This window comes from Paraoerskovia marina (assembly GCF_900105445.1).
Classification (GTDB): domain Bacteria; phylum Actinomycetota; class Actinomycetes; order Actinomycetales; family Cellulomonadaceae; genus Paraoerskovia; species Paraoerskovia marina.
In genome coordinates this window covers 1,049,239-1,071,731 of sequence record NZ_LT629776.1, presented here as the reverse complement: position 1 = coordinate 1,071,731, position 22,493 = coordinate 1,049,239, and the positions used below count along the sequence as shown (strand labels likewise).

General features: G+C 72.7%; 23 protein-coding genes and 1 tRNA gene. 12 read left to right on the top strand and 12 right to left on the bottom strand.

Going from position 1 to position 22,493, the window contains the following annotated elements:
* Positions 1 to 234: 234 nt before the first annotated feature.
* The 3 genes from BLU20_RS04860 (at position 235) to BLU20_RS04850 (ending at position 3,825) form a co-directional block, all read left to right on the top strand.
* The gene (locus tag BLU20_RS04860) at positions 235 to 1,005 is read left to right on the top strand and encodes a polysaccharide lyase family 7 protein (RefSeq protein WP_029252945.1); all 771 of its coding nucleotides are present in this window, start codon (positions 235 to 237) and stop codon (positions 1,003 to 1,005) included.
* 110 nt (positions 1,006 to 1,115) lie between these two features.
* The gene (locus BLU20_RS04855) at positions 1,116 to 3,095 is read left to right on the top strand and encodes a TPM domain-containing protein (RefSeq protein ID WP_172829017.1); all 1,980 of its coding nucleotides are present in this window, start codon (positions 1,116 to 1,118) and stop codon (positions 3,093 to 3,095) included.
* 13 nt (positions 3,096 to 3,108) lie between these two features.
* A complete protein-coding gene (locus BLU20_RS04850) occupies positions 3,109 to 3,825 on the top strand; it encodes a PspA/IM30 family protein (RefSeq protein ID WP_029252944.1) in 717 nt (238 codons plus the stop codon).
* Between the two features lie 69 nt (positions 3,826 to 3,894).
* Here BLU20_RS04850 and BLU20_RS04845 read toward each other — a convergent pair whose 3' ends face one another.
* Entirely contained in the window at positions 3,895 to 4,605 is a 711-nt protein-coding gene (locus BLU20_RS04845; RefSeq protein WP_157270312.1) for a type 1 glutamine amidotransferase, read from the bottom strand.
* A 62-nt stretch (positions 4,606 to 4,667) separates the two neighbouring features.
* On the opposite strand from BLU20_RS04845, the gene BLU20_RS04840 reads away from it, so the two are divergent.
* Positions 4,668 to 5,270 (top strand): NYN domain-containing protein, encoded by a 603-nt coding sequence (locus BLU20_RS04840; RefSeq protein ID WP_052366983.1) that lies wholly within the window; start codon positions 4,668 to 4,670, stop codon positions 5,268 to 5,270.
* 41 nt (positions 5,271 to 5,311) lie between these two features.
* On the opposite strand, the gene BLU20_RS04835 is transcribed toward BLU20_RS04840, so the two are convergent.
* Together BLU20_RS04835 and BLU20_RS04830 are read right to left on the bottom strand one after the other, a co-directional pair.
* Entirely contained in the window at positions 5,312 to 5,851 is a 540-nt protein-coding gene (locus tag BLU20_RS04835) for a TetR/AcrR family transcriptional regulator (protein WP_172829016.1), read from the bottom strand.
* A 4-nt stretch (positions 5,852 to 5,855) separates the two neighbouring features.
* Positions 5,856 to 6,404 carry an HPP family protein gene (locus BLU20_RS04830; RefSeq protein WP_197675420.1) on the bottom strand — a complete coding sequence of 183 codons (549 nt, stop codon included), beginning with the start codon at positions 6,402 to 6,404 and terminating at the stop codon, positions 5,856 to 5,858.
* A 141-nt stretch (positions 6,405 to 6,545) separates the two neighbouring features.
* On the opposite strand from BLU20_RS04830, the gene BLU20_RS04825 reads away from it, so the two are divergent.
* From BLU20_RS04825 to BLU20_RS04815, 3 genes are all read left to right on the top strand, one after another.
* On the top strand, positions 6,546 to 7,277 hold the full coding sequence (locus BLU20_RS04825; RefSeq protein ID WP_029252941.1) for a response regulator transcription factor: 732 nt from the start codon (positions 6,546 to 6,548) through the stop codon (positions 7,275 to 7,277).
* 1 nt (position 7,278) lies between these two features.
* Positions 7,279 to 8,808, top strand: coding sequence for a sensor histidine kinase (locus BLU20_RS04820; protein ID WP_083371789.1), 1,530 nt, complete (start codon positions 7,279 to 7,281; stop codon positions 8,806 to 8,808).
* A 68-nt stretch (positions 8,809 to 8,876) separates the two neighbouring features.
* Positions 8,877 to 9,632 (top strand): HD domain-containing protein, encoded by a 756-nt coding sequence (locus BLU20_RS04815; protein WP_029252939.1) that lies wholly within the window; start codon positions 8,877 to 8,879, stop codon positions 9,630 to 9,632.
* Here the strand turns inward: BLU20_RS04815 and BLU20_RS04810 are convergent, their stop codons facing one another.
* The gene (locus tag BLU20_RS04810) at positions 9,633 to 9,887 is read right to left on the bottom strand and encodes a response regulator transcription factor (RefSeq protein ID WP_331713072.1); all 255 of its coding nucleotides are present in this window, start codon (positions 9,885 to 9,887) and stop codon (positions 9,633 to 9,635) included.
* A gap of 106 nt (positions 9,888 to 9,993) precedes the next feature.
* Between BLU20_RS04810 and BLU20_RS04805 the strand changes: the two genes are divergently transcribed.
* Positions 9,994 to 10,266: a DUF4031 domain-containing protein gene (locus tag BLU20_RS04805; RefSeq protein ID WP_083371788.1), complete on the top strand. Its 273-nt coding sequence runs from the start codon at positions 9,994 to 9,996 to the stop codon at positions 10,264 to 10,266.
* 280 nt (positions 10,267 to 10,546) lie between these two features.
* On the opposite strand, the gene groL is transcribed toward BLU20_RS04805, so the two are convergent.
* Positions 10,547 to 12,172, bottom strand: coding sequence for a chaperonin GroEL (groL, locus tag BLU20_RS04800; protein WP_029252936.1), 1,626 nt, complete (start codon positions 12,170 to 12,172; stop codon positions 10,547 to 10,549).
* A gap of 262 nt (positions 12,173 to 12,434) precedes the next feature.
* Here groL and BLU20_RS04795 point away from each other — a divergent pair, with 262 nt between their 5' ends.
* Together BLU20_RS04795 and BLU20_RS04790 are read left to right on the top strand one after the other, a co-directional pair.
* The gene (locus tag BLU20_RS04795; protein WP_157270310.1) at positions 12,435 to 13,898 is read left to right on the top strand and encodes a glycoside hydrolase family 15 protein; all 1,464 of its coding nucleotides are present in this window, start codon (positions 12,435 to 12,437) and stop codon (positions 13,896 to 13,898) included.
* A gap of 5 nt (positions 13,899 to 13,903) precedes the next feature.
* Positions 13,904 to 14,890 carry an LCP family protein gene (locus BLU20_RS04790; protein ID WP_231959345.1) on the top strand — a complete coding sequence of 329 codons (987 nt, stop codon included), beginning with the start codon at positions 13,904 to 13,906 and terminating at the stop codon, positions 14,888 to 14,890.
* A gap of 10 nt (positions 14,891 to 14,900) precedes the next feature.
* On the opposite strand, the gene BLU20_RS04785 is transcribed toward BLU20_RS04790, so the two are convergent.
* From BLU20_RS04785 to BLU20_RS04775, 3 genes are read right to left on the bottom strand one after another with little or no spacing between them, the layout of a single operon-like run.
* Positions 14,901 to 16,424: a phytoene desaturase family protein gene (locus BLU20_RS04785; RefSeq protein ID WP_083371786.1), complete on the bottom strand. Its 1,524-nt coding sequence runs from the start codon at positions 16,422 to 16,424 to the stop codon at positions 14,901 to 14,903.
* A 1-nt stretch (position 16,425) separates the two neighbouring features.
* On the bottom strand, positions 16,426 to 17,094 hold the full coding sequence (locus tag BLU20_RS04780) for a LytR C-terminal domain-containing protein (protein ID WP_052366981.1): 669 nt from the start codon (positions 17,092 to 17,094) through the stop codon (positions 16,426 to 16,428).
* Positions 17,095 to 17,139: 45 nt separating this feature from the next.
* Positions 17,140 to 17,445 carry a DUF3263 domain-containing protein gene (locus tag BLU20_RS04775; protein ID WP_083371785.1) on the bottom strand — a complete coding sequence of 102 codons (306 nt, stop codon included), beginning with the start codon at positions 17,443 to 17,445 and terminating at the stop codon, positions 17,140 to 17,142.
* Between the two features lie 137 nt (positions 17,446 to 17,582).
* Here BLU20_RS04775 and BLU20_RS04770 point away from each other — a divergent pair, with 137 nt between their 5' ends.
* Together BLU20_RS04770 and BLU20_RS04765 are read left to right on the top strand one after the other, a co-directional pair.
* The gene (locus tag BLU20_RS04770) at positions 17,583 to 18,257 is read left to right on the top strand and encodes a uracil-DNA glycosylase (protein ID WP_083372913.1); all 675 of its coding nucleotides are present in this window, start codon (positions 17,583 to 17,585) and stop codon (positions 18,255 to 18,257) included.
* Between the two features lie 37 nt (positions 18,258 to 18,294).
* Positions 18,295 to 19,137, top strand: coding sequence for an SGNH/GDSL hydrolase family protein (locus tag BLU20_RS04765; protein WP_083371784.1), 843 nt, complete (start codon positions 18,295 to 18,297; stop codon positions 19,135 to 19,137).
* Positions 19,138 to 19,197: 60 nt separating this feature from the next.
* Here the strand turns inward: BLU20_RS04765 and BLU20_RS04760 are convergent.
* The 4 genes from BLU20_RS04760 to BLU20_RS04745 all read right to left on the bottom strand — a co-directional run bounded on the left by BLU20_RS04760 (position 19,198) and on the right by BLU20_RS04745 (position 22,413).
* Positions 19,198 to 19,273, bottom strand: a tRNA-Thr gene (locus tag BLU20_RS04760).
* A 64-nt stretch (positions 19,274 to 19,337) separates the two neighbouring features.
* The gene (locus BLU20_RS04755; RefSeq protein ID WP_083371783.1) at positions 19,338 to 20,204 is read right to left on the bottom strand and encodes a DsbA family protein; all 867 of its coding nucleotides are present in this window, start codon (positions 20,202 to 20,204) and stop codon (positions 19,338 to 19,340) included.
* A 36-nt stretch (positions 20,205 to 20,240) separates the two neighbouring features.
* A complete protein-coding gene (locus tag BLU20_RS04750) occupies positions 20,241 to 20,774 on the bottom strand; it encodes a hypothetical protein (protein WP_083371782.1) in 534 nt (177 codons plus the stop codon).
* Between the two features lie 43 nt (positions 20,775 to 20,817).
* Entirely contained in the window at positions 20,818 to 22,413 is a 1,596-nt protein-coding gene (locus tag BLU20_RS04745) for a serine/threonine-protein kinase (protein WP_029252926.1), read from the bottom strand.
* Between the last annotated feature and the right edge of the window lie 80 nt (positions 22,414 to 22,493).

Below are 22,493 nucleotides of genomic sequence, written 5' to 3'. Positions count from 1 at the left end.
GTGGAGCTCCGAACGATCCACCGCCGTCAGGACGGCCGACATCACGCGTGGCGCGACCCACGCAGGCAGGGGGCCGATCGCTCTCTTCCTGCCGTCCGCGCACCGCCGGTCAGCACCGCCACCCACCCCGACGCGGCCACGTCGGGGCCAGGCCCCGGGGCGGCTGACCACCAGCAACGCACGCGGACCGAGCAACGATGCCGGCCCGCGCCAGGCAACTCGAAGGGAAGAACGATGACATCCATCCGAGCACGGAAGCTCTCGGCCGCACTCCTGGCCGCTACGTTCCTCGTCGGCGGCAGCATCGCCACCTCCGGTGCGGCGACCGCCGCCGCACCCTGCGACTACCCCGCGCAGCAGATCGACCTCACCGACTGGAAGGTCACGCTGCCCACCGGCTCCGGGACCTCCCCGACCGAGATCGAGCAGCCCGACCTCTCCGACTTCTCGGTGGCCCCCTGGTTCCAGGTCAACTCCAAGTGCACGGGCATCCAGTTCCGTGCCGCCGTCAACGGCGTCACGACGTCCGGCTCCGGCTACCCCCGCTCCGAGCTGCGCGAGATGACCGAGGACGGCACGGAGAAGGCGTCGTGGTCCGCGACCTCCGGCACCCACACCATGGTTTTCCGCGAGGCGTTCAACCACCTGCCCGAGGACAAGCCGCACCTGGTCGGGGCCCAGATCCACGACGGCGACGACGACGTCACGGTCTTCCGCCTCGAGGGCACGAGCCTCTACATCACCAAGGGCAACGACACCCACCACAAGCTCGTGACCAGCAACTACAAGCTGAACACGGTCTTCGAGGGCAAGTTCGTCGTCAAGAACGGCCAGATCAAGGTGTACTACAACGGGGTGCTGCAGACGACGATCGCGCACACCTCCTCCGGCAACTACTTCAAGGCCGGCGCCTACACCCAGGCCAACTGCGGCAACTCCTCGCCGTGCAGCACGTCCAACTACGGGCAGACGTCCCTCTACAAGCTCGACGTCACCCACTCCTGACGGCCCGCGTGCCCGGTCCCGGTACCCCGGGGCCGGGCACGCCCGTGTCCGTCGACCCGCAGCGGCGAGCCGCGATGGCGCACGCGCTCCCACTGCGCGAGGATTCGGGGGTGATCACCCGCAGGGCCGCAGTGCCATCCGTCCTCGCACGTCTGATCGTCACAGCACTCGCGGCGCTCGCCCTCGTCGCCACGGCAGGCCCAGCCCTCGCGGAGGACCCCAGCAACCTCGAGTCGCCCGTCACCGACAGCGCCGACGTGCTGGGCGACGACGCGGACGCGATCAACGAGCGCTTCGACGCGGTGTACGACGACACGGGCCTGCAGCTCTGGATCACCTACGTCTCCACGTTCGACGGGATGGACGGCGAGCAGTGGGCCGACTCGACCGCCACGGAGTCCGGCCTCGGGGCCGCCGACGTGCTGATCGCGGTCGCGGTCGACGACCGGCGGTACGGGGTCTCGGTGGACTCCGCCTCAGGCCTGAGCAGCAGCGACGTCGAGGACCTCGACACCGCGGTCCGCACCGAGCTGCGCGACGACGACTGGGCTGGCGCGGCATACGCGGCGGCCGACACCGTCGACGGCAGCGCAGGCGGCTCGGACGACAGCTTCTCCACCTGGCTCTTCGTCCTCCTGATCGGCGGGTTCGCCGTCATCTTCGTCGTCACGCTCGGGCGATCCCTCTACCGGTCCCTGCGCGGCGCCAAGAAGTCCGACGCACCCGCGCGCAAGAACCCGAAGCAGGTCGACCCGTTCGAGGGGATGGACGACGCCGAGCTCGCGCGGCGCGCCGCGGCAGCTCTCGTGACCCTGGACGACGCCGTCACGAGCTCCGCGCAAGAGGTCGGGTTCGCCGAGGCAGAGTTCGGCGAGGCAGCCGCGCTCGAGTTCCGCGAGGCCGTCGAGGCGGCGCGAGGGCAGCTCACGCAGGCGTTCGACGCCCAGCGCACCACCCCGGAGCACGGCCGCGCGGCATCGGTCGAGGTGCTGGACCTGTGCGCGGCGGCCGGTGCCTCCCTCGCCACCTACACCCGCAAGTTCGACGAGCTGCGGGACCTGCGCCGTCGTGCGCCCGAGCTGCTCGACGCCGTCGAGGTCCGCGCCGGCGGGCTGGAGGCCCGGATCGCCGACGCGCGCGCGACACTCGCCCAGCTCGGCCAGACCTACCCGGCCGAGGCCCTGACCTCCGTGGCGGACAACCCTGACCAGGCGGCGTCCCTCGTCACCGCGGCCCGGCAGTCCGTCGCGAGCGCCCGCACCGCCACGCGTGCCAAGACCGTGCCGCACCTGCGCGCCGCCGAGGCCGCCGTGGACCAGGCCCGCACCCTGCTCGACGCCGTCGACGGCGCGGGCGAGGCCCTCGCCTCCGCGCAGCGCAACCTCACCCGCGCGGTCGGCTCCCTGACCGCCGACGTCGCGGACGCCGACCGGCTCGCCCCGGACGACCCCACCGTGCAGCGCCCGGCCGCGACCGCCCGCGAGGCCCTCAAGGCCTCCGCCGACACCCGCGACCCCCTGACCACCCTCGCCGAGCTCACCGCGGCCGAGGCCGCCCTCGACGACGCCCTCGCCCCGCACCGCGCCCAGGCCGAGCGCGACGTCCGCGCCCGCGCCCTGCTCACCGACACCTTCGGACGCCTGGACTCCCGGATCCGCGCGACGGGCGACTACATCGCGACCCGCCGCGGTGCCGTCGGCCCCGAGGCACGCACGCACCTCGCCGAGGCGCAGCGCCTGCTCGCGGAGGCCCGCGCCCTCGCCGCCGCACAGCCCGCCGAGGCGCTGGCGGTCGCCCAGCGCGCCGAGACCGAGGTGCAGCGCGCCGAGGAGATCTCCCGCGCGCAGACCACGGACTGGCAGCAGCAGCACAGCGGGCCCTCGCGCCGCAACGACCCCTCGCTCGGCGGCATGGTGCTGGGCGGCATCCTCATCGACCAGGTGCTGCGCGGTGGAGGGCGCGGCCGACGCGGCGGACCCCCCGGCGGGTTCGGCGGAGGATTCGGCGGCGGCTTCGGTGGTGGCCGCGGCGGATCTGGCGGAGGCTTCTCAGGAGGCGGCGGTCGCAGCGGCCGCGGCGGACGGTTCTAAGACGGAGGACACGATGGCACGCAAGCAGAGCATCTTCGGGCGCATCGCCCAGCTGACCAAGGCAAACATCAACGCGCTCATCGACAGCGCCGAGGACCCCGAGAAGATGCTGGACCAGATGGTCCGGGACTACACCAACAGCATCGCGGAGGCCGAGGAGGCGGTGGCCCAGACCATCGGCAACCTGCGCCTCGCCGAGCGGGACCTCGAGGAGGACCAGACCGCGGCCACCGAGTGGGGCGCCAAGGCGCTCGCGGCGTCGCAACGGGCCGAGCGCCACCGCACGGAGGGCGACACCGCCAACGCCGACAAGTTCGACCGCCTCGCGCGCGTCGCCCTGGAGCGCCAGATCGCGGCCGAGGGCGACGTGAAGGCCGCGGAGCCGATGATCGCGTCGCAGCGCGAGACGGTGGCCAAGCTCAAGACCGGGCTCGAGACGATGCGCCAGAAGCTCGGCGAGCTCAAGTCCAAGCGCGACCAGCTCATCGCGCGTCAGCGCACCGCCGAGGCGCAGCAACAGGTCCAGGGCGCGATCTCCTCGATCGACGTGCTCGACCCCACGAGCGAGCTCGGCCGGTTCGAGGAGAAGGTGCGCCGCACCGAGGCACAGGCCATGGGCCAGGCAGAGATCGCGGCGTCGTCCCTCGACGCCCAGTTCGAGGAGCTCGAGGTCTCCGCAACCGACCTGGAGGTCGAGGCACGGCTCGCCGCGCTCAAGAACAACGGCTGACCCTCCCGCAGACGACGACGCCTGCCGCACCCGAGAGGTGCGGCAGGCGTCGTGGTGTCGGAGCGTCCGTCAGGCGGGCATGGTGTCGCGCGCGACGGACTCGACGAACGCGGTCAGGATCGCGACGCCGTGCTGCTCGATGCCCTCACGGGACTCGGCGAACGCCGCACGCTGGGCCTCGCGCTCGTCCTCGTCGAGGTCGGCCGTCCAGCGCTCGACCAGCTCGGCGGTCGCCTCCGGCTGGAACTGGAGCCCGAGGCCCGAGCCGATCCGGAACGCCTGGAACGGGTAGAGCTCCGAGGAGGCGAGCCACTGCGCCGTCGGCGGGAGCTCGGCCACGGCGTCGCGGTGGCAGGCGACGGCGAGCATCGTGCGCTCGGTCTCGCTGACGACGGCGGCAAGCACCGGGTCCTCGAGCGCGCCACGACGCCAGAACAGCTGCACCGGGCCGCACTCGAGTCCCGGAGGGGCGTCCACCTGGACATGGCCGCCGCCGGCCTGCGCCAGCAGCTGCGCGCCGAGGCCGATCGCCAGCACGGGAGCCTCGGCGGCGAGCGCGCCGGCCATCAGGTCGCGCACGGGGGCCAGCCACGCGGCGGCGTCCTGCTCGTGCACACCGACCCCGCCGCCGAGGACCACGAGGCCGCCGGCGACGTCGTCGACCGACGGAACCGGGTCGCCGTCGTACACGCGCACGAGCCGCGCGCCGACAAGAAGATCAGACGCGGCGCCCGGCCCGAAGGCGGCGTCCTGCTGAATGACTGTGATGGAAGTGTTCACGACCGTCACGGTACTCCCAGCCCGCGGCCACCAGAAGTCGCGTCCGCCGATAGGCTGACGGTATGTCCGAGCCTCGCACGATCCTGACCCCGAATCCGCAGGACCCCACGATCCGGCGCACGTATCTCCTCGTGGACGGGGAGAACATCGACGCCACGCTGGGGATGAGCGTGCTCAACCGGCGCCCCGCACCGGAGGAGCGCCCCCGCTGGGACCGCATCGCGCAGTTCGCCGCGCAGCTGTGGGACCAGCCCGTTACGCCGCTCTTCTACCTCAACGCCACGTCCGGGCAGATGCCGATGCCGTTCGTGCAGGCCCTGCTGGCCATGGGCTACAAGCCGATCCCCGTCGCCGCCGAGGGCAACGAGAAGGTCGTCGACGTCGCCATCCAGCGCACGCTCGACGCGATCGTGCCCCGCGACGCCGACGTGCTGCTCGCCAGCCACGACGGCGACTTCCTCCCGCAGGTCGAGAGCCTCGTCGCCGGCGACCGCCGCGTGGGCGTGGTGTGCTTCCGCGAGTTCGTGAACTCCCAGTTCGCGGCGCTGGCCGACCGCGGCCTGGAGTTCTTCGACCTCGAGGGCGACATCGGCGCGTTCCAGGTTCCGCTGCCGCGCGTGCGGATCATCCCCATCGGAGAGTTCGACCCGACGTTCTACCTGTAGTCGGCATCCTCCCGGGCCCTCCGGCCCGGGAGGGCCCGCGCTCATGCCTCCGCGAGCACCCCGCGGAGGCGGTCGACGGTCCGTCCGAACACGGCGGCGTCGTCGCGCGCGTGCGCCACGACGAGCGCGCCCTGGATCTCGACGACGACGCGTTCTGCCATGTCCGCGGCGTCCGACGGCTCCCGGCCGACCGTCTCGAGCGCCGCACCGAGCGAGCCCTCCCACCGCTCGAAGTAGGCGTCGAGCGCGGCGCGCAGAGGCTCAAGTCCGGGCTCCAGGCCGACCCGGCCGATCAGACAGAGCCGCCGACCGCCGTCGAAGTACTCCACGACCGCGTCGAGCATCGCGTCGACGTCCGCGTCCCCGGCCTCGAGCGGCGTGAAGATCTCCCGCTCGAACCAGCCGGTGACGTCCTCGACGACCGCACCGAGCATCGCGGCCTTTCCCCCGGGAAACAGGTGGTAGAGGCTGCCCCGGCCGAGCCCGGTGGCGTTCGAGATGTCGGGCAACGAGGTTGCCGCAAACCCCTGCTCGCGAAAGAGCTCGGCGAGCTGAGCCACGACTGCTGTGCGGTCGGCCACGGTGCTACTCCTCGATGTCGCCCGGGATCGCGGGAGCGGGATCTACGAGCGTCGCAGGTGCCTGCCGCCCCCGCACAGGGTAGGCGGTGCTCGTCGCGCGATGAAACACGACGGCGACGAGCACGAGGAGGACCGATCCGACGAGCACCGGCGCCACGAGGAACTCCCATCCCACGGCGGCACTCATCACGATGACCGGGTTGGCACCGGCGGGCGGGTGCGTGAGACGGAGTGCGACCATCGCCGAGACGCCGGCCCCGACGGCGATCGCCGTGCTCCACCAGGTGACCGGCGCGAGCGTGAGCACGGCGAGACCGCAGGCCGTCGTGACGAGGTGTCCTCCGACGACGTTGGCTGGCTGCGAGAGCGGGGCCGCGGGGAGAGCGAACACGAGCACGCAGGTCGCCCCGAACGGCGCGGCAAGCAACGCCACGGGTCCGAGGCTGCCCAGGAGGCCGAGGACGGCGATCGCCGTCGCAGCACCGGACCCCGCGAGCGCGACGCGCCGAAGTCCGGGGTGGGGTTGGCGGCGGGCGAGGAGGTCGGGGAGCACGGTGGCCCTTTCTCGAGTGTTGTACTGATCAGTCAAAACCATACACACGTTGTACCGATCAGTACAGACAGTGTTCGCGGCGAGCTGCCGTCAACAGCACCTGCTCAGGCGGCTCCCAGACTTTTCGACGACGATGGGGGCATGTCATTCGAGGCACGCCTCGTCGTCGTCGACGACGAACCGAACATTCGCGAGCTCCTGGCCACGTCGCTGCGGTTCGCCGGCTTCGAGGTGTTCGCCGCCGAGAACGGCGCCGGGGCGCTCGAGCTGATCCGCGACACCCAGCCCGACCTGGTGGTCCTCGACGTCATGCTCCCCGACATGGACGGGTTCACCGTCACCCGCCGCATGCGCGAGAAGGGCCAGCACACACCCGTGCTGTTCCTCACGGCCCGCGACGAGACCCAGGACAAGATCGCCGGGCTCACGGTCGGCGGCGACGACTACGTCACCAAGCCGTTCAGCCTCGAGGAGGTCGTGGCCCGCATCCGAGCCGTGCTGCGCCGCACCCAGGCCGAACCCGCCGAGGACGCCGTCCTGCGCGTCGGGGACCTCGAGCTCGACGAGGACTCCTACGAGGTCCGCCGCGCCGGCCAACCCGTCGACCTCTCCCCCACCGAGTTCAAGCTGCTGCGCTACCTGATGATGAACGCCGGCCGCGTCCTGTCCAAGGCCCAGATCCTCGACCACGTCTGGCAGTACGACTGGGGCGGCGACGCCAACATCGTCGAGTCCTACATCTCCTACCTGCGGCGCAAGATCGACGCCGTCACGGTCGAGGGCCCCGACGGGTCGGGCGAGCCTGTCACCGTCGAGCCGCTGATCCAGACCAAGCGCGGCGTCGGGTACCTGCTGCGCAAACCCGCGCGCTGACGTGACCCTCCCACCACCGCCACCGCCGTCCCCCGGCACGGCGGACGACGTCGTCCCTCCCGTCCTCGGGAAGCCTGTCCCCACGCGCTGGTCGTGGTGGCAGCGCATCACCCTGCGTGCGCGCCTGGTGACGGTCACGATCCTGCTGCTGGCCGCCGGGCTCGGGATCGCGGCCCTGACGACGTCGACCGTGGTCAGCCAGTACCTCGTCAACGAGATCGACGAGTCCCTGCAGGAGACCGGCGAACGGTTCGACGGCCTCACGTCCGACCAGCTCGTCCAGGCCACGGGCGTCCTGCCGTCCGACTACTACGTGCTGCGCCGCACCGGCTCGGTCGACTCCGCGCCGCTGGTGCAGACCGCCACCGCCATCGAGTACGGCGTGCCCGACATCCCCGAGATGTCCACGCAGGAGATCGACGACGCCGCGCTCGAGCCCTTCACCGTCGACTCGCGGGCCGCCGGCCCCATCGCCCCCACCGTCGGCACCGAGTGGCGGGTCATCACCCTCCCCCTCGTGGACTCCACCGGCGCCACCGTCGGCGGGGCGTTCATCGGACTCCCCCTCGCGGAGATCGACCAGACCGTGACGTTCCTGGTCCGCACCCTGACCGTCAGCGCCGTCGTCATCGCCGCTATCGGCGGCCTCATCGCCGCCATCGCCGTGCGCCGCTCCATGCGGCCGCTGCGCGAGATCGAGGAGACGGCCGCCGGGATCGCCGCCGGCGACCTCAGCCGCCGCGTGCGCCCCGCCCCCGAGAACACCGAGGTCGGCTCGCTCGCCAACTCCCTCAACGTGATGCTCACCCACGTCGAGGTCGCGTTCGCCGAGCGAGAGGCGTCCGAGCAGCGGATGCGGCAGTTCGTCTCCGACGCCTCGCACGAGCTCCGCACCCCCGTCGCCGCCATCCGCGGGTACGCCGAGCTCTACGGCATGGGTGCCCTCACCGAGCCCGATCAGATCGACGACACCATCGCCCGGATCGAGGACTCCGCCACCCGCATGGGTGCCCTCGTCGCCGACCTGCTCGCCCTCGCGCGCCTCGACGAGGGTCGCGCCCTGCGCCAGGACCCGGTCGACGTCGTCCGGCTCGCCCAGGACGCCGCGCAGGACCTCCACGCCCTCAACCCCGACCGTGCCGTGACCGTCTGCGCGCTCGACGGCTCCGCACCGCCGTCGGACCTGGTCGTGACCGGGGACGAGGATCGCCTCCGCCAGGTCGTCATCAACCTCATCGGCAACGTCGCCCGCCACACCCCCGCGACGACACCCTGCGAGATCGCCCTCGGGCGGTCCGACGACGGCCGGGCCGTCCTCGAGGTCCGTGACCACGGCCCTGGGGTCGACCCCGCGCAGGCCGACCGGATCTTCGAACGCTTCTACCGCGCCGACGCCTCACGAACCCGAGAATCCGGCGGCTCCGGGCTCGGGATGGCCATCGTCGCCGCCATCGTCGCGGCGCACCGCGGAACCGTCCGCGTCGGCTCCACCCCGGGCGGCGGACTCACGGTCGTCGTCACACTGCCCTGACGGGGCTACGATGGCGCACCGTGGCTCTTCCGCGCCACGGACCTGACACCCCGTCGAAGAAGGCAGATATGGGCGCCGACACCACGGACGCACCGCAGTGGTTGCTCACCAGCTGGACCCGCAGCGCACAGGCCGCCGGGGCGACGGCCTCCCGTGAGGAGATCCGGGCCGTCGGCGACGAGCTCCTCTCCCGCTGGCTCGACCCCGCCCGGCACTTCCACAACCAGCGCCACCTCGGCGACGTCCTCAGCCGCGTCGACGAGCTCTCCCAGGAGACCCACGACCCCGACCTGGTGCGCCTCGCCGCCTGGTACCACGGGGCCGTCTTCAACGCCGCCGACAAGGTCGCCTACGCCCAGAAGGGCGGCGAGGACGAGTCCGCCAGCGCCCTCATGGCCATCGAACAGCTCACCGCGCTCGGCGTCCCCGAGGCCAGCACCCGGCGCGTGGCCCACCTCGTCAACGCGCTCGTGCGGCACGCCCCCGACGCGACCGACTTCGACTGCGCCGTGCTCTGCGACGCCGACCTCGCGGTCCTCGCGTCCGAGCCGCAGCGGTACAAGGAGTACCTGCAGTGCGTGCGCGACGAGTACGCGCACATCCCCCGGATCGACTACGTCCGCGCCCGCATCGCGATCCTCGGCAAGCTGCTCGGACGGCGCTCGCTGTTCTGCTCGCCGCTCGGCGCCGCGTGGGAGGAGCCGGCGCGGCAGAACGTCTCCGCCGAGCTGCAGCGGTTGCAGAAGGAGGAGCGCAGGCTCGTCGCCGCCGGGGTCGAGGCGGGCACTGGCGACGCGACCGATTCCCCCGAGGCCCCGAACTAGTCAGGAGCGGCGCAACAGCTCCCCGCCGCGCTCGATCGCCTCTGCGCGCGTCGTCACGCCCAGCTTGCGGTACAGGCTCGCGACCTGCGTCTTCACCGTGTTGCGCGAGACGAAGAGCCGCCGGGCGATCTGCTCCAGCGTGAACCCCTGGACCAGCTCGCACAGCACTGCCGTCTCACGGCGACTCAGGCTGCCGACCCGCTCCGGGCGCGGCAGCTCCGTGGCCTGTCGCGTCTCGTCGATCGTCATCGTCATCGTCATCCCCTCCACTCGCGGCAACCGCCTCGGTACGGTCGCCGTTGTGGATGAGACGAGGCAGTCTGCGGACTATGACGCGAAACGTGCAAAGTATTCTGGACAGATGTCCGTGCTGATCGACTCCCCGCGCTGGCCGGCCCACGGGCGCCTGTGGGGACACCTGATCAGCGACACCTCCGTCGACGAGCTCCACGACTTCGCCGTGCGCGCCGGGCTGCCGCCGCGCGCGTTCGACCTGGACCACTACGACTACCCCGCCGAGCGCTACGACCACTACGTCGGTCTCGGCGCCGTGCCCGTGGGTCGGCGCGAGATGGTGCGTCGGCTGGCCGCGTCGGGGCTGCGCGTGCGCGGGGCGGACCGGCCGGGCCCGTAGAAGGTCCTCGCCGAGCGGCACCTTCTGGCTCCCACACCGCCGTCGTGAGGACCACAACGTGCCGCTCGGCGAACCGGCATCCGCGGCATCCGACCCGCGACGACCCCACACCGACCCAGGGGTCCGCACCGACCCAGGAGACCCGCACCGACCCAGGCGGCCGCCGCGGGGGCCGGGAACGACGACAGGCCGCCGACCGGGATGTCCCGGCCGACGGCCTGTCGTGCGAGGTGGTTCCGGCCGACCCCGGAGGGCCGCCCGTCACCGGGTCAGGCGTGGATCAGAAGTCCATGCCGCCCATGCCCGGGTCGCCTGCAGGAGCGGCACCGGCCGGCTCCGGCTTGTCGGCGACGACAGCCTCGGTGGTGAGGAAGAGCGCCGCGATGGAGGCGGCGTTCTGCAGTGCGGAGCGCGTGACCTTGACCGGGTCGTTGACGCCGGCAGCCAGGAGGTCCTCGTACTCGCCGGTCGCGGCGTTGAGGCCGTGACCCGGGGTGAGGTTGCGGACCTTCTCCGCGACGACGCCACCCTCGAGGCCGGCGTTCTCGGCGATCTGCTTCAGCGGAGCGTCGATCGAGCGGCGCACGATCTGCGCACCGGTCGACTCGTCACCCTCGAGCGAGAGGGTCGCGAACGCGGCCTCGCCGGCCTGGATGAGGGCGACGCCACCACCGGCGACGATGCCCTCCTCGACGGCAGCCTTGGCGTTGCGCACGGCGTCCTCGATGCGGTGCTTGCGCTCCTTGAGCTCGACCTCGGTCGCGGCACCGGCCTTGATGACGGCGACGCCGCCGGCCAGCTTGGCGAGGCGCTCCTGCAGCTTCTCGCGGTCGTAGTCGGAGTCCGACTTCTCGATCTCGGAGCGGATCTGGTTCACGCGGCCGCCGATGAGGTCGGCGTCGCCGGAACCCTCGACGATCGTGGTCTCGTCCTTGGTGACGACGACCTTGCGTGCCTGGCCGAGCAGGTCGAGCGTGGCGGTCTCGAGCTTGAGGCCGACCGTCTCGGAGATGACCTGACCACCGGTGAGGATCGCGATGTCCTGCAGCATGGCCTTGCGGCGGTCGCCGAAGCCCGGAGCCTTGACGGCGACGGACTTGAAGGTGCCGCGGATCTTGTTGAGCACGAGGGTCGCAAGAGCCTCGCCCTCGACGTCCTCGGCGATGATGAGCAGCGAGCGACCGGCCTTCATGACCTGGTCGAGCAGCGGCAGCAGGTCCTTGACGTTGGCGATCTTGGACTCGACGATCAGGACGTACGGGTCCTCGAGCACGGCTTCCTGGCGCTCGGCGTCGGTCTCGAAGTAGCGGGCGAGGAAGCCCTTGTCGAAGCGCATGCCCTCGGTGAGCTCGAGCTCGAGCCCGAAGGAGTTGGACTCCTCGACGGTGATGACGCCTTCCTTGCCGACCTTGTCGATCGCCTGCGCGATGAGCGCGCCGATCTCGGGGTCGCCGGCGGAGATGGCGGCGGTGGCGGCGATCTCCTCGGTCGTCTCGATGTCCTTGGCGGCGTTCAGCAGCTCGGCGGTGACGGCCTCGACGGCCTTCTCGATGCCGCGCTTGAGCGCGATCGGGTTGGACCCGGCGGCGACGTTGCGCAGGCCCTCGCGCACGAGTGCCTGGGCGAGGACGGTCGCGGTGGTGGTTCCGTCACCGGCGACGTCGTCCGTCTTCTTGGCGACCTCCTTGACGAGCTCGGCGCCGATGCGCTCGTACGGGTCCTCGAGCTCGATCTCCTTGGCGATGCTGACACCGTCGTTGGTGATCGTGGGGGCGCCCCACTTCTTGTCCAGGACGACGTTGCGACCCTTGGGGCCGAGCGTGACCTTGACCGTATCCGCGAGCTGGTTGAGCCCGCGCTCCATGCTTCGACGAGCAACCTCGTCGAACGCGATGATCTTTGCCATGAGAGTTATGTTCCTCCGCTGGTACGTGGAGGTCGGCCGGCGCCCGCGACGGACGGCCACGCTCGACGACGTTCCCTTCACGCCGCCGCACGGACCTCGCCTGTCGACCCGAGACTGTCACTCTCCTACAGAGAGTGCTAACCACATTATTGGCACTCGTGAGGCGCGAGTGCAAGACGGTGGACGTGTGTTGCGCCGACGGCGTACCCGGCCCTGTGGATCGCGCCCCGACGCGACGACGCCCTGCCCGTAGGATCGGCGCGTGAGACCCCGCAGTGCCCGAGGACGGGCCACCGTCGCCGCGATCGTCGTCGTGCTGCTCGGCCTCGCCGCCACCGGCACGTATGCCCTGACGCGGGAGACGATCGCCCACGTCGACCTCTACGAGGACGGCGTCGCGCTCGGGCCTGACGGCACGGTCTACCGCCTGCCCGCGGGATTCGACGCGACCTACCTCGAGGGCAGTCGCGTCCTGGACCCCGCGACGCTGGACGACGACGACCTCGACCCGGACGGCGACGTCACCACCGCGATCAAGCCCGTCGGCGGCGGGTCGCCGGCATCGGCACTCGCGGACGCCGCGGGTGCCGAGCAGACGGCCGAGAAGTCGCGCGCCTGGCTCGCCGCGGGGACGATCCCCGGCGCGTCGGCAGACCTCGAGGACCTGGGCACCGACGCGCTCCTGGACCTGCACGCGCTCGTGCTCGACAACGGGGCGTCCGTCGCCGCGCCGTCGCCGCCGTGGTGGTACACCTGGCCACGCGACGGCGCGTTCGTCGCCGTGGCCCTCGCGCGCACCGGCCACGTCGACGACGCCGCGGACGTCCTCGCGTTTCTTCAGGGGGTCCAGGAGGACGACGGGTCGTTCCAGGCACGCTATCTCCCCGACGGCTCCGGACCGCCCGACGACCGGGGCGAGCAGTCGGACGGCCCCGGATGGATGCTCTGGGCCACCGACGAGGTCCTCGCGGCCGCCCCCGTCGACGACCGCGCTGCCCTGCGGAGCCGTTTGGACCCGCTCGTCGACGCGTCGTCGACCTACCTCCTCAGCCTGGTCGACGTCCCGTCGTCCCTCCCGCCGGCGTCGAGCGACTACTGGGAGGTCGAGGCCGACGAGCTCACGCTCGGGACGGCGGGCCCCGTGCTCGCCGGTCTCGAGGCGGCCGCCGCGATCTACGCGGACGACGGCGACGGTGAGCGCTCGCGCTCCCTGCGCACGGCGGCGGACGAGACGCGGAACTCGATCGAGCAGACGTTCGGCGCCGCGGGCTACCCGCGCGAGATCACGGGCGGGGCGCGGGACGCCGCGACGGCGTTCGTCCTGCCGCCGTTCCAGCCGACACCTCTCGAGGGCGCCACCGAGGCCTGGGTCGCGTCGGTGGACGAGATGCGGCGCCCCGCCGGCGGCCTGGCACCCGGCGGCGGGTGGAAGAACGACGGCATCTCCTGGACGCCCCAGACCTCCCTGTACGCGTTGACGGCGGCCACGATGGACGACCGGCACGTCGCGCTCAGCTGGCTCGACTGGATCGACAGCCACCGCACGGACTCCGGGGCGATCCCGGAGAAGGTCCTCGCCGACGGCTCGCCCGCGGCCGTCGCGCCGCTGGCGTGGAGCGCGGCCAACGTGCTGATCGCCCTCGATACCCTGGACCGGAGCGCACCCGCACCACCGGAGGTGTCGGACACCGACGCGCCCGTCGACGAGACCGAGGTATCCCCGTGAACCGCATGTCGAGCGCCGCCGCGACCTGCGCGGTCGCCGCCCTGCTCCTGACCGGCTGCACGAGCGGTGCCTCGCAGGAGTCCGCCCCGTCGCCGACGTCCTCCCCGACGCCCACGGCCACGGCGAGCCCGAAACCGACCGAGACCCCGACCCCGACGCCGACCGGCCCCGAGGACCCGCTGCCCGACGGGGACGTCGACGTCCTACTGATCGGCAACGACTCCCGCGACCCGGAGAGCCTGACCGGCAACGCCGACACGATCATGCTCGCCCACGTCCCCGAGGACCGCGAGAACCTCTACCTGATCTCGTTCACCAGGGACATGTGGGTGCCGATCCCCGGTCTCGGCGAGGGGAAGATCAACTCGGCGTTCTCGCGCGGCGGCACCCCGACGCTCACGGAGACGGTCTCCGAGCTGCTCGGCGGCGTCGACGTCGACTACACGATGCAGACCAACTTCGCGGGATTCATCGCGCTGACGCGGGCGCTCGACGGCTTCGAGGTGGACAACAAGTACGCCACCTCGGTGACCGTCAAAAGCACGGGGCGAGAGGTCGTGTTCGACGAGGGCATGATCGAGCTCGAGAACACCGACGGGCTGATCTACACCCGCGAGCGCAAGCGCCTGCCCCTGGGGGACCTGGACCGCACCGAGCGCCAGCGTGCGGCGGTGACGGGGATGCTGGCCGAGATCGCCGAGCAGGCCCAGGACCCGGAGGACCTTGCCGAGCTGATGCCCGTCCTGCTCGGGAACGTCAAGGTCACGGGCGACCTCGACCTGGCGGACTTCACGGCCCTGGCGGAGCTCTCGGAGGAGCTCGGCCGCGACGACGTGGTCGGTCTGATGGTGCCGATCACCGGGTTCGGCACCAAGAACGGGGCGTCGGTGAACCTCGTCGACGAGGCGCAGACCGCCGACCTGGGCGCCGCGATCCGCAGCGACTCCCTCGATGCCTACGTGGAGCGGTACGGCACCGACTACGCCCCGTAGCCGGGCGCGGTCAGGGGGCGAGCGACGGCGTCGAGAGCCCCAGACCGCGGAGCAGGCGCCGTGCGGCGAACCAGCCACCCATGCCGTGGACACCCGGGCCCGGCGGTGTCGACGCCGAGCCGAGAACCGCGTCGGCGTGCCCCGTGTCCCAGGGCGACCTGCGCAGACGGGGGCCGAGCAGCACCCGTGGCACGGTCACGGGACCGCCGGAGATGTTGCCGCCGACCAGGTTGGCGTCGTGCTCCGCCATCCGTGCCGCGGGCGTGCACCGGGTGTCGACGACCCGGTCGCGGACGCCGGGTGCGAAGCGTTCGAGCTGGGCGAGGACGTCGTCGGTGACGTCGCGGTCCGAGCCGAGCGGGACGTGCGCGTAGGTCCAGAGGGGACGCAGCCCGGCGACCTCGCGGGTCGGGTCGACCACGGCAGGGTCGCTCACGAGGACGACGGGCCGGACGGCATGGCGACCGGCGGCGACCTCGGCCTCCGCGCGCACGATTTCGGCGCGATGCCCACCGAGGTGCACGGTGCCCGCACGCCCGACGTCGGGCGCCTCCCACGGGACGGGACCGTCCAGCACGAGGTCGACGCGGGCGGCCGCGGACATCCGTGCGCCTGCGCCTGCGCCCCACCCTCGGACCAGACCCCGCCCTCGGGCCCCGGCACCGGCAACCGATACCCCGGAAGCCCGCTCTCCAGGATCGGCCACGTCACGAGTGCCGCCGAGGATCTCCCGCGCCGCCTCGGGCGAAGTGTCGAGGACGTACCCCCGCGCCGGGGGCAGGTCACGACGCGACCGCACCGGCCGGTCCACCTCGACCCGCCCGCCGTGCGCGGTGAGGTCCGCGACGAGCGCGTCGACGATCGCCTGACTGCCACTGCGCGGCACGGGCCAGCCTCCGGGGGCGTGCGCGAGGGCCCCGAGCAGCGCGCCCGTGCCACCGGCGGCCAACCCGGGCAGCCGCGTGGACGTGTGCGCCGCGACCCCGGCGAAGAGCGCCTGAGCCTCCGGCGCCCGGAACGGGTCCGTCGGCCCGGAACGCACGCCCCGCGCCCCGACCGGACCGAGCGCGTACCGCGCCGCGAGCGCCGCACCCCGCAGTGCGGCGGGGGTCGGCCGGACCGAGCGTCCCAGCAGTGCGCCGACGAGCGCCTCCCAGTCCCGGGCGAGAGGACCGAACGTCGCGGCCCACCGGTCGCCGTCCTGCCCCAACGACGCCGCGGTCGTGGCGAGGTCCCGGTACGCGAGCGCTGCCGCGCCGTCGGGAAGCGGGTGGGCGTACGAGACGTCGGGGACGAGCAGCTCGACGCCCCGGGCCGCGAGGTCGAACTCGCGGAAGAACGGCGAGGCCCAGGCGAGCGGGTGCACGGCCGAGCAGACGTCGTGCAGGAGCCCGTGGTCGTCGCGCAGGGTCCGGGCGCCGCCACCGACGGTGGGCTGCGCCTCGAGGACGAGGACGTCGAGCCCGGCACGGGCGGTCGTCACCGCTGCGGCGAGCCCGTTGGGCCCGGACCCGACGACGACGACGTCGTGCATGTCAGCCGGCGTTCGGCAGGTCTTCCTCGACCACGACGATGACCTCGCCGTCACGGAGCGCGACCTCGGAGGCCTGCTCGGCCGGGATACCCAGCACCGCGGCGACGGCCTGGGCGGTCTCCGCACGGCCCTCGATGTACCAGACGGTGTTGGCGGTCAGGCCCGTCCCGGGGTCGGGGTAGTTGGCGGCGGCGACGTCGGTGAACCCTGCGGCGGTCAGCGCGGCCTGTCCGGCGGCGGCCTCCCCGGCGGGCCCGTTCTCGTTGAGGACACGCACGTAGGCCGACAGGTCGGCCGCGGCGAGCAGGGAGTCGACGTCGTCTGTCTCCTCCGTGGGCTCCTCGGTCGGCTCCTCGGTCTCGGTGGGCTCCTCGGTCGGCTCCTCCGTCGCGGCGTCCGTCGCCTCGTCGGACGGCGTCTCGCTCGCCTCGGCACCCTCGTCGGTGCCGGCGGCGGAGTCCTCCGACGACGCGACCGGTGCGGGGTCGTCGTCCATCGAGACGTACGCGACCGCGCCAACGCCGAGCGCTCCGGCCAGGACGATGACCGTCAGGAACGGCCACGTCCGCGACCATGCGGACCGGGGTGCCCTGTGTACGCCGACGGGAGCGCCGGCCGGTGCCGGCGCGTCGAACTCGTCAGGCTCGTACGGGTATCGAGAAGAGGTCACGAGGGGAAGGGTAGCCGGAACCGGCCGGGAGAATAAACGGCCTGGTCACGATCCGGTCCCGAGGCGCCGTGCCTCGCGGGCCCGGTGTCGGGTCGATCGCATCCGCCGCAGACGCTTGACGAGCATCGGATCGTGCTCGAGCGCCTCGGGCGTGTCGATGATCGCGTTGAGGACCTGGTAGTAGCGCGTCGCGGTCATGTCGAAGAGGTCGCGGACGGCCTGCTCCTTGGCCCCGGCGTACTTCCACCACTGACGCTCGAAGTCGAGGATCTCGCGGCTGCGGGTGTCCAGGCCACCCGTCGCCTCGTCCGTCGTCCCGCTGTCCTGCTGCTCGCAGATCTGCTCGCTCATGGCACCTCCTGCGGCCAGCCTAGGCGACGAATCACACGCTTGTCGTTTCCCTCGCCGACGTACCGTCATCTGGTCCGGGTACGGTCGTCGACGTGCCGCTCTTCGACCTTCCCCCCACGAGCCCGCCGCACGCGGACCTGCCCGCGGTGCGCGACGTCGTCGCCCCGGACTGGGCCGAGGCCCTCGCCCCGGTGGAGCCCGCGCTGCACGCCGTGGGCGAGCGCCTGCGCGCCGAGGTCGCCGACGGGCACACCTACCTCCCCGCACCCGAGAACATCCTGCGGGCGTTCGCCCGGCCGATGGCCGACGTGCGCGTGCTCGTCGTCGGGCAGGACCCGTACCCGACCCCCGGGCACGCGACAGGCCTGTCGTTCTCCGTGGCGCGCGGCGTCCGCCCGGTCCCCCGCTCCCTGCAGAACCTCTTCACCGAGCTGCACGACGACGTCGGGGCGCCCGTCCGGGGGCACGGCGACCTGACGTCGTGGGCCGACCAGGGCGTGCTGCTGCTCAACCGCGTCCTGACCGTCCGACCGGGCGACGCAGCCTCGCACCGCGGGATCGGCTGGGAAGAGGTGACCGACCAGGCGATCCGTGCGCTCGTTGCCCGCGACGCCCCGCTGGTGGCGGTGCTCTGGGGCCGGCAGGCCCAGGCGCTGCGACCTCTGCTCGGCGAGACCCCCGTCGTGGAGAGCGCACACCCGAGCCCGCTGTCGGCGCGCCGCGGGTTCTTCGGGTCCCGCCCCTTCTCGCGCGTCAACGAGCTGCTGGCTGCGCAGGGCGCGGACCCGGTCGACTGGACGCTGCCCGTCTAGCCCCCGCACCCGGTCGGGGGTCGACAGCGGGTGCACAATGGGCTGCGTGAATACGCACGACGACGTCCCCCGCTGGTCCTCGTACGTCGCCATCGGCGACTCGTTCTCCGAGGGGTTGTGGGACCCGTACCCGACGGACCCGGACCACCAGCGCGGGTGGGCCGACCGACTCGCCCTCGTCCTCAACGACCGCCGCGTCGCCGCCGGCGCCGAGCCGCTGCGGTACGCCAACACCGCGATCCGCGGCAAGCTCCTGCGCTCGATCCTCGTCGACCAGGTGCCGCGCGCGATCGAGATGCGGCCCGACCTCGTCAGCATGGTCGGGGGCGGCAACGACATCCTGCGCCCCCGCGCCGACATCGACCGGCTCGCCCGCGACCTCGAGCACGGCGTCGTGCGGCTGCGCGAGGCCGGGATCGACGTGCTCCTGGCCACCGGGTTCGACGCGAAGGCCGGCATGGTGGCCGTGACCCGCTCCCGGGTCGGCGTGTACAACTCGATGATCTGGTCGATCGCCCAGCGCCACGGCTGCCACGTCCTCGACCTGTGGGGGATGCGGTCGCTGCAGGACTGGCGCATGTGGTCGGAGGACCGCCTCCACCTGACCCCCGAGGGCCACACCCGCGTGCGCGACGCCGCCCTCGTCGGTCTCGGCCTCGCCCCCGAGGCGTCCGACTGGGACACCCCGCTCGAGGCGCAGGCCCCGACGCCCGCCGTCCGGCGGGCCCGCGAGAACGCCGAGTGGGCCCGCACGCACCTGGTGCCGTGGATCCAGCGCCGCGTCCGCCGGGTCTCCTCGGGCGACACCCGCACCGCCAAGCAGCCGGAGCTCTCCCCCGTGCTGCGCGGCGGGGAGATCAACGCCGAGGACCGCGACTGACACGGGTCGACAGCCGCACGACGACGGCCTCGCACCCGGGTGGGTGCGAGGCCGTCGTGGTGGAGCCGCCTGTCGGGTTCGAACCGACGACCTTTCGCTTACAAGGCGAGCGCTCTACCAGCTGAGCTAAGGCGGCGTGGCGCCCGGCAGGCCGGACGACGGTCCCCTGCGGGACGCCGGACAGCCTACCGGGCGATGCGTCACTCGGTGGAATCGCCCTCGGCAGGCTCCTCGGCGTCACTCTCGCCCGAGGTGCCGGCCGCCGCGTCGACGGCCTTCTCGAGCTCGCCGTCGGTGCTCCAGGCACCGTCCCAGCGCTCGCCGTCGATCGCGATCGTCGGGGTGCCGAAGCCGCCGTTCTCGTTCGCGAGCTCGTCGTCGCCGGCCGCCGTCTCGGTCACCGCGGTGACGTAGTCGCCGTACGTGTCCATCGCCTCGCCGCGCTCGATGTCCTGCGCGACGTCCGCCGGCACGCCGGCCTGCTCGGCGATCTGGGCGATCTGCGCGTCGGTCAGCCCGGAGGAGTTCTCCTCGGGCTGGTTGGCGAACATGGTGTCGAAGAACGCCGACATCTGCTCCGGCGCCTGGTCGGCGACGTAGTACGCCGCCGCGGCCGCACGGGTGGAGAACTGGCTGCCCGAGGACATGCGGTCCAGGATCGAGACGGGGTACATGACCTCGGTGACCTCGCCGGACTCACGGAGCTCGTCCAGCGTCGGGCCGTTGAGCGACTCGAACTGGCCGCAGATGGGGCACATGAAGTCGAGGTAGACGGCGACCTCGACGGCACCGTCGTTGGTGGTCCCGGCGGAGCCGTCGGCGCCGATCGGGATGCCGCCGTCCTCGGTCGCCGCGGCCGGGCCGTCGGTTCGCTCGAGCGCGGGCTTGCTGCCCTGCGCCAGGATGAACCAGATGACGAGACCGAGCGCGATCACGCCGACGGCGAGCAGGCTCAGGGTGATGATGCGGGTGCGGCGGTCCTTCGCTGCCTGGGCGGCGCGCGCCTTCTCGGCGTCGGCGACGGCCTGCTTGCGACGTTCTGCCTTGGACAGGTTCTGCTGAGACATGGGGCTCCTCGGGAGATGCGGATGCTGGGGGGGTCGCTACGGCACGGACAGGGCCGGCGGGCCGCGCCACGTGACGGCGGCACCGTGCACGGCGCGTGCGACCGCGGCGCTCCGGCGTCCGAGCACCGGGACGTCCGCCCTGTCGTCGGCCGGCACGGCTCCCGCCGTGCGGACCAGCGCGACGAGGCGACGCCGGGCAGCGGCACGGAACCGCGTGACCGCGCGGGCCACGGCAGCACCGGCACCGACGGCCACGCACAGCGCGGCCACGTGGGCGACGAGCACAGAGACGGCGAGCGCCCCGACGACGTGGACCGCGGCGTCGGTGGTCCCGCCCACGGCCACCTCCCCCGCGGGGCACGCGGCGGAGTCCCGGACGAGCGCGAGGCGCATCCCCCAGGCAGCGCCCGTGGCGCCGATGTCGACGCACCGGTGCACGACGGCGTAGCCGTGGACCGAGGCGAGCGTCGCCAGGCCCGTGACCACCCCGAGGACGGCCAGCACCACACCGGTCAGCAGCCCGCCGCCGTACGGCGTCGGGCGCGTCGCTCCGCGGTGACCAGGGTGCACGCGCCCAGCGTAGCGGCCAACGACGTCGAAGACAGCGTCGGTACTACGAGAGGGTCGGTGCCTCGGACAGCGGCCACCACTCGACGGGCGACCCCGAGGCGAGCAGGACCGCGGCTGCCACGGCGGCGGCCAGTACGACCACCAGGACGATCACGGTGCCCACGGTCCCGGACGCGACGGCGGCCATCACCGTGCGCGAACCCACCCGGGTCAGCCGTGACGCCGGCCCGAACCACGCGAAGAGGACCGCGACGGTCATCGCGAGGCAGAGGACGACGACGTACACCCAGTCCTCGTTGCGGCCCCCGACGGAAAGCGACTCGGTGGACTGGTCGATGGAGACCTGCAGCCGACCCGGCTCCAGCAGCCACCACGACGCGGCGACGATCAGCACGGCGGCACAGCCACCGACGAGCAGCCCGCCGAGCGCGCCGACCACGGTGCGCAGCAGCAGGTACGGGCTCGCGAGCGCCACCATCGCGCCGTCGCTCCGCGAGACCCCGCGCCGCTCTCGACGCGAGTGCAGCGCGTCGCCGAACACCCCGAACAGCCGCAGCACGACGACGAGCACCGCCAGCACCACGAAGGCGACCCCGGGGGCGCTGCCCGCGTACAGGACCAGGGCGACCCCGGCGATGCCGGCGGCCCACGGCCGACGCCGGTGCTGCGGGCGCACGTAGCCGGGCACCTCGGGCTCGCTCTGCACGACGCCCACCGGGTCGACCCCGACGGCGCGGGTCCGGCCGTCGTTCGCGTCCACCGCCCCGAGAGGCACGACGCCGCCCACCACCTGGGTGGCGGACTCCGCGGGGGTGCGATCGCCGTCGTCGGCCGCACGGGACAGGGCCGTGATCACCTGGTCGGGGCGCATCCGCTGAGAGGGCTCGGGCCGCAGGGCCGCGTGCAGGGCGCCGTAGGTGTGGGCACCGAGCCCCTCGAGATCGGCGTCCCCGGTCCGGGCGCGGGCGAGGACGGCCTCGACGGGACGCACGCCGAAGGGCGCCCGCCCGGTGGCGGCGTAGGCGAGCAGCGCCGCCCAGCCCCACCAGTCCGACTCCGTCCCGGGCTCGGACCCAGACAAGAGCTCCGGCGCGAGGTATCCCGGCGTCCCCATGACGAGCCCAGACGAGGTCATCCGTGCGTCGTCGAGCCCGTGGGCGATCCCGAAGTCGATCAGTACGGGGCCCTCGTCCGTGACGAGGACGTTAGACGGCTTCAGGTCGCGGTGCACGACGCCCGCGGCGTGCACGGCACGCAGGGCCTCGGCCAGCTCCTCGGCGAGCGCCAGGAGGTCGTCGGGTCCCAGCGGACCGCCGTCGCGGATCTCGTCCTCGAGGCTGATTCCCTCGACGAGCTCGGTGACGATGAACGCGTCCGCGCCCTCGAGCTCGACGTCGAGGATGGCGGCCACCGCCGGGTGGTCGAGGCGGCGCAGCGCCGCCGCCTCCCGGCGCAGACGCTCACGTCCCTGGGCGCTCGTGTCGGCGTCGACGTGGGAGTGCAGGACCTTCAGCGCGACGCTGCGGCCACCGCCGTCGGTCGCGCGATACACGCTGCCCATCGCGCCCGCACCGAGGCGCGACTCCACCCGGTAGCCACCGAGCTCCGTGCCGGCGGCGATCCCGCCCGTGCTGTCCATGGCGTCACCGTACCGAGGCTGACGCGCACCGCACGCGCACCGACACGTCCGTCCCGCGAGAACGGGCCGGGAACTGGCTC

Excerpts from the sequence above, each read along its gene's own strand:
- BLU20_RS04860 (WP_029252945.1), top strand. The coding sequence starts at position 235 with ATGACATCCATCCGAGCACGGAAGCTCTCGGCCGCACTCCTGGCCGCT.
- BLU20_RS04850 (WP_029252944.1), top strand. The coding sequence starts at position 3,109 with ATGGCACGCAAGCAGAGCATCTTCGGGCGCATCGCCCAGCTGACCAAG.
- BLU20_RS04840 (WP_052366983.1), top strand. The coding sequence starts at position 4,668 with ATGTCCGAGCCTCGCACGATCCTGACCCCGAATCCGCAGGACCCCACG.
- BLU20_RS04825 (WP_029252941.1), top strand. The coding sequence starts at position 6,546 with ATGTCATTCGAGGCACGCCTCGTCGTCGTCGACGACGAACCGAACATT.
- BLU20_RS04815 (WP_029252939.1), top strand. The coding sequence starts at position 8,877 with ATGGGCGCCGACACCACGGACGCACCGCAGTGGTTGCTCACCAGCTGG.
- BLU20_RS04810 (WP_331713072.1), bottom strand. The coding sequence starts at position 9,887 with ATGACGATGACGATCGACGAGACGCGACAGGCCACGGAGCTGCCGCGC.
- BLU20_RS04805 (WP_083371788.1), top strand. The coding sequence starts at position 9,994 with ATGTCCGTGCTGATCGACTCCCCGCGCTGGCCGGCCCACGGGCGCCTG.
- groL (WP_029252936.1), bottom strand. The coding sequence starts at position 12,172 with ATGGCAAAGATCATCGCGTTCGACGAGGTTGCTCGTCGAAGCATGGAG.
- BLU20_RS04790 (WP_231959345.1), top strand. The coding sequence starts at position 13,904 with ATGTCGAGCGCCGCCGCGACCTGCGCGGTCGCCGCCCTGCTCCTGACC.
- BLU20_RS04785 (WP_083371786.1), bottom strand. The coding sequence starts at position 16,424 with ATGCACGACGTCGTCGTCGTCGGGTCCGGGCCCAACGGGCTCGCCGCA.
- BLU20_RS04775 (WP_083371785.1), bottom strand. The coding sequence starts at position 17,445 with ATGAGCGAGCAGATCTGCGAGCAGCAGGACAGCGGGACGACGGACGAG.
- BLU20_RS04765 (WP_083371784.1), top strand. The coding sequence starts at position 18,295 with ATGGGCTGCGTGAATACGCACGACGACGTCCCCCGCTGGTCCTCGTAC.
- BLU20_RS04755 (WP_083371783.1), bottom strand. The coding sequence starts at position 20,204 with ATGTCTCAGCAGAACCTGTCCAAGGCAGAACGTCGCAAGCAGGCCGTC.
- BLU20_RS04745 (WP_029252926.1), bottom strand. The coding sequence starts at position 22,413 with ATGGACAGCACGGGCGGGATCGCCGCCGGCACGGAGCTCGGTGGCTAC.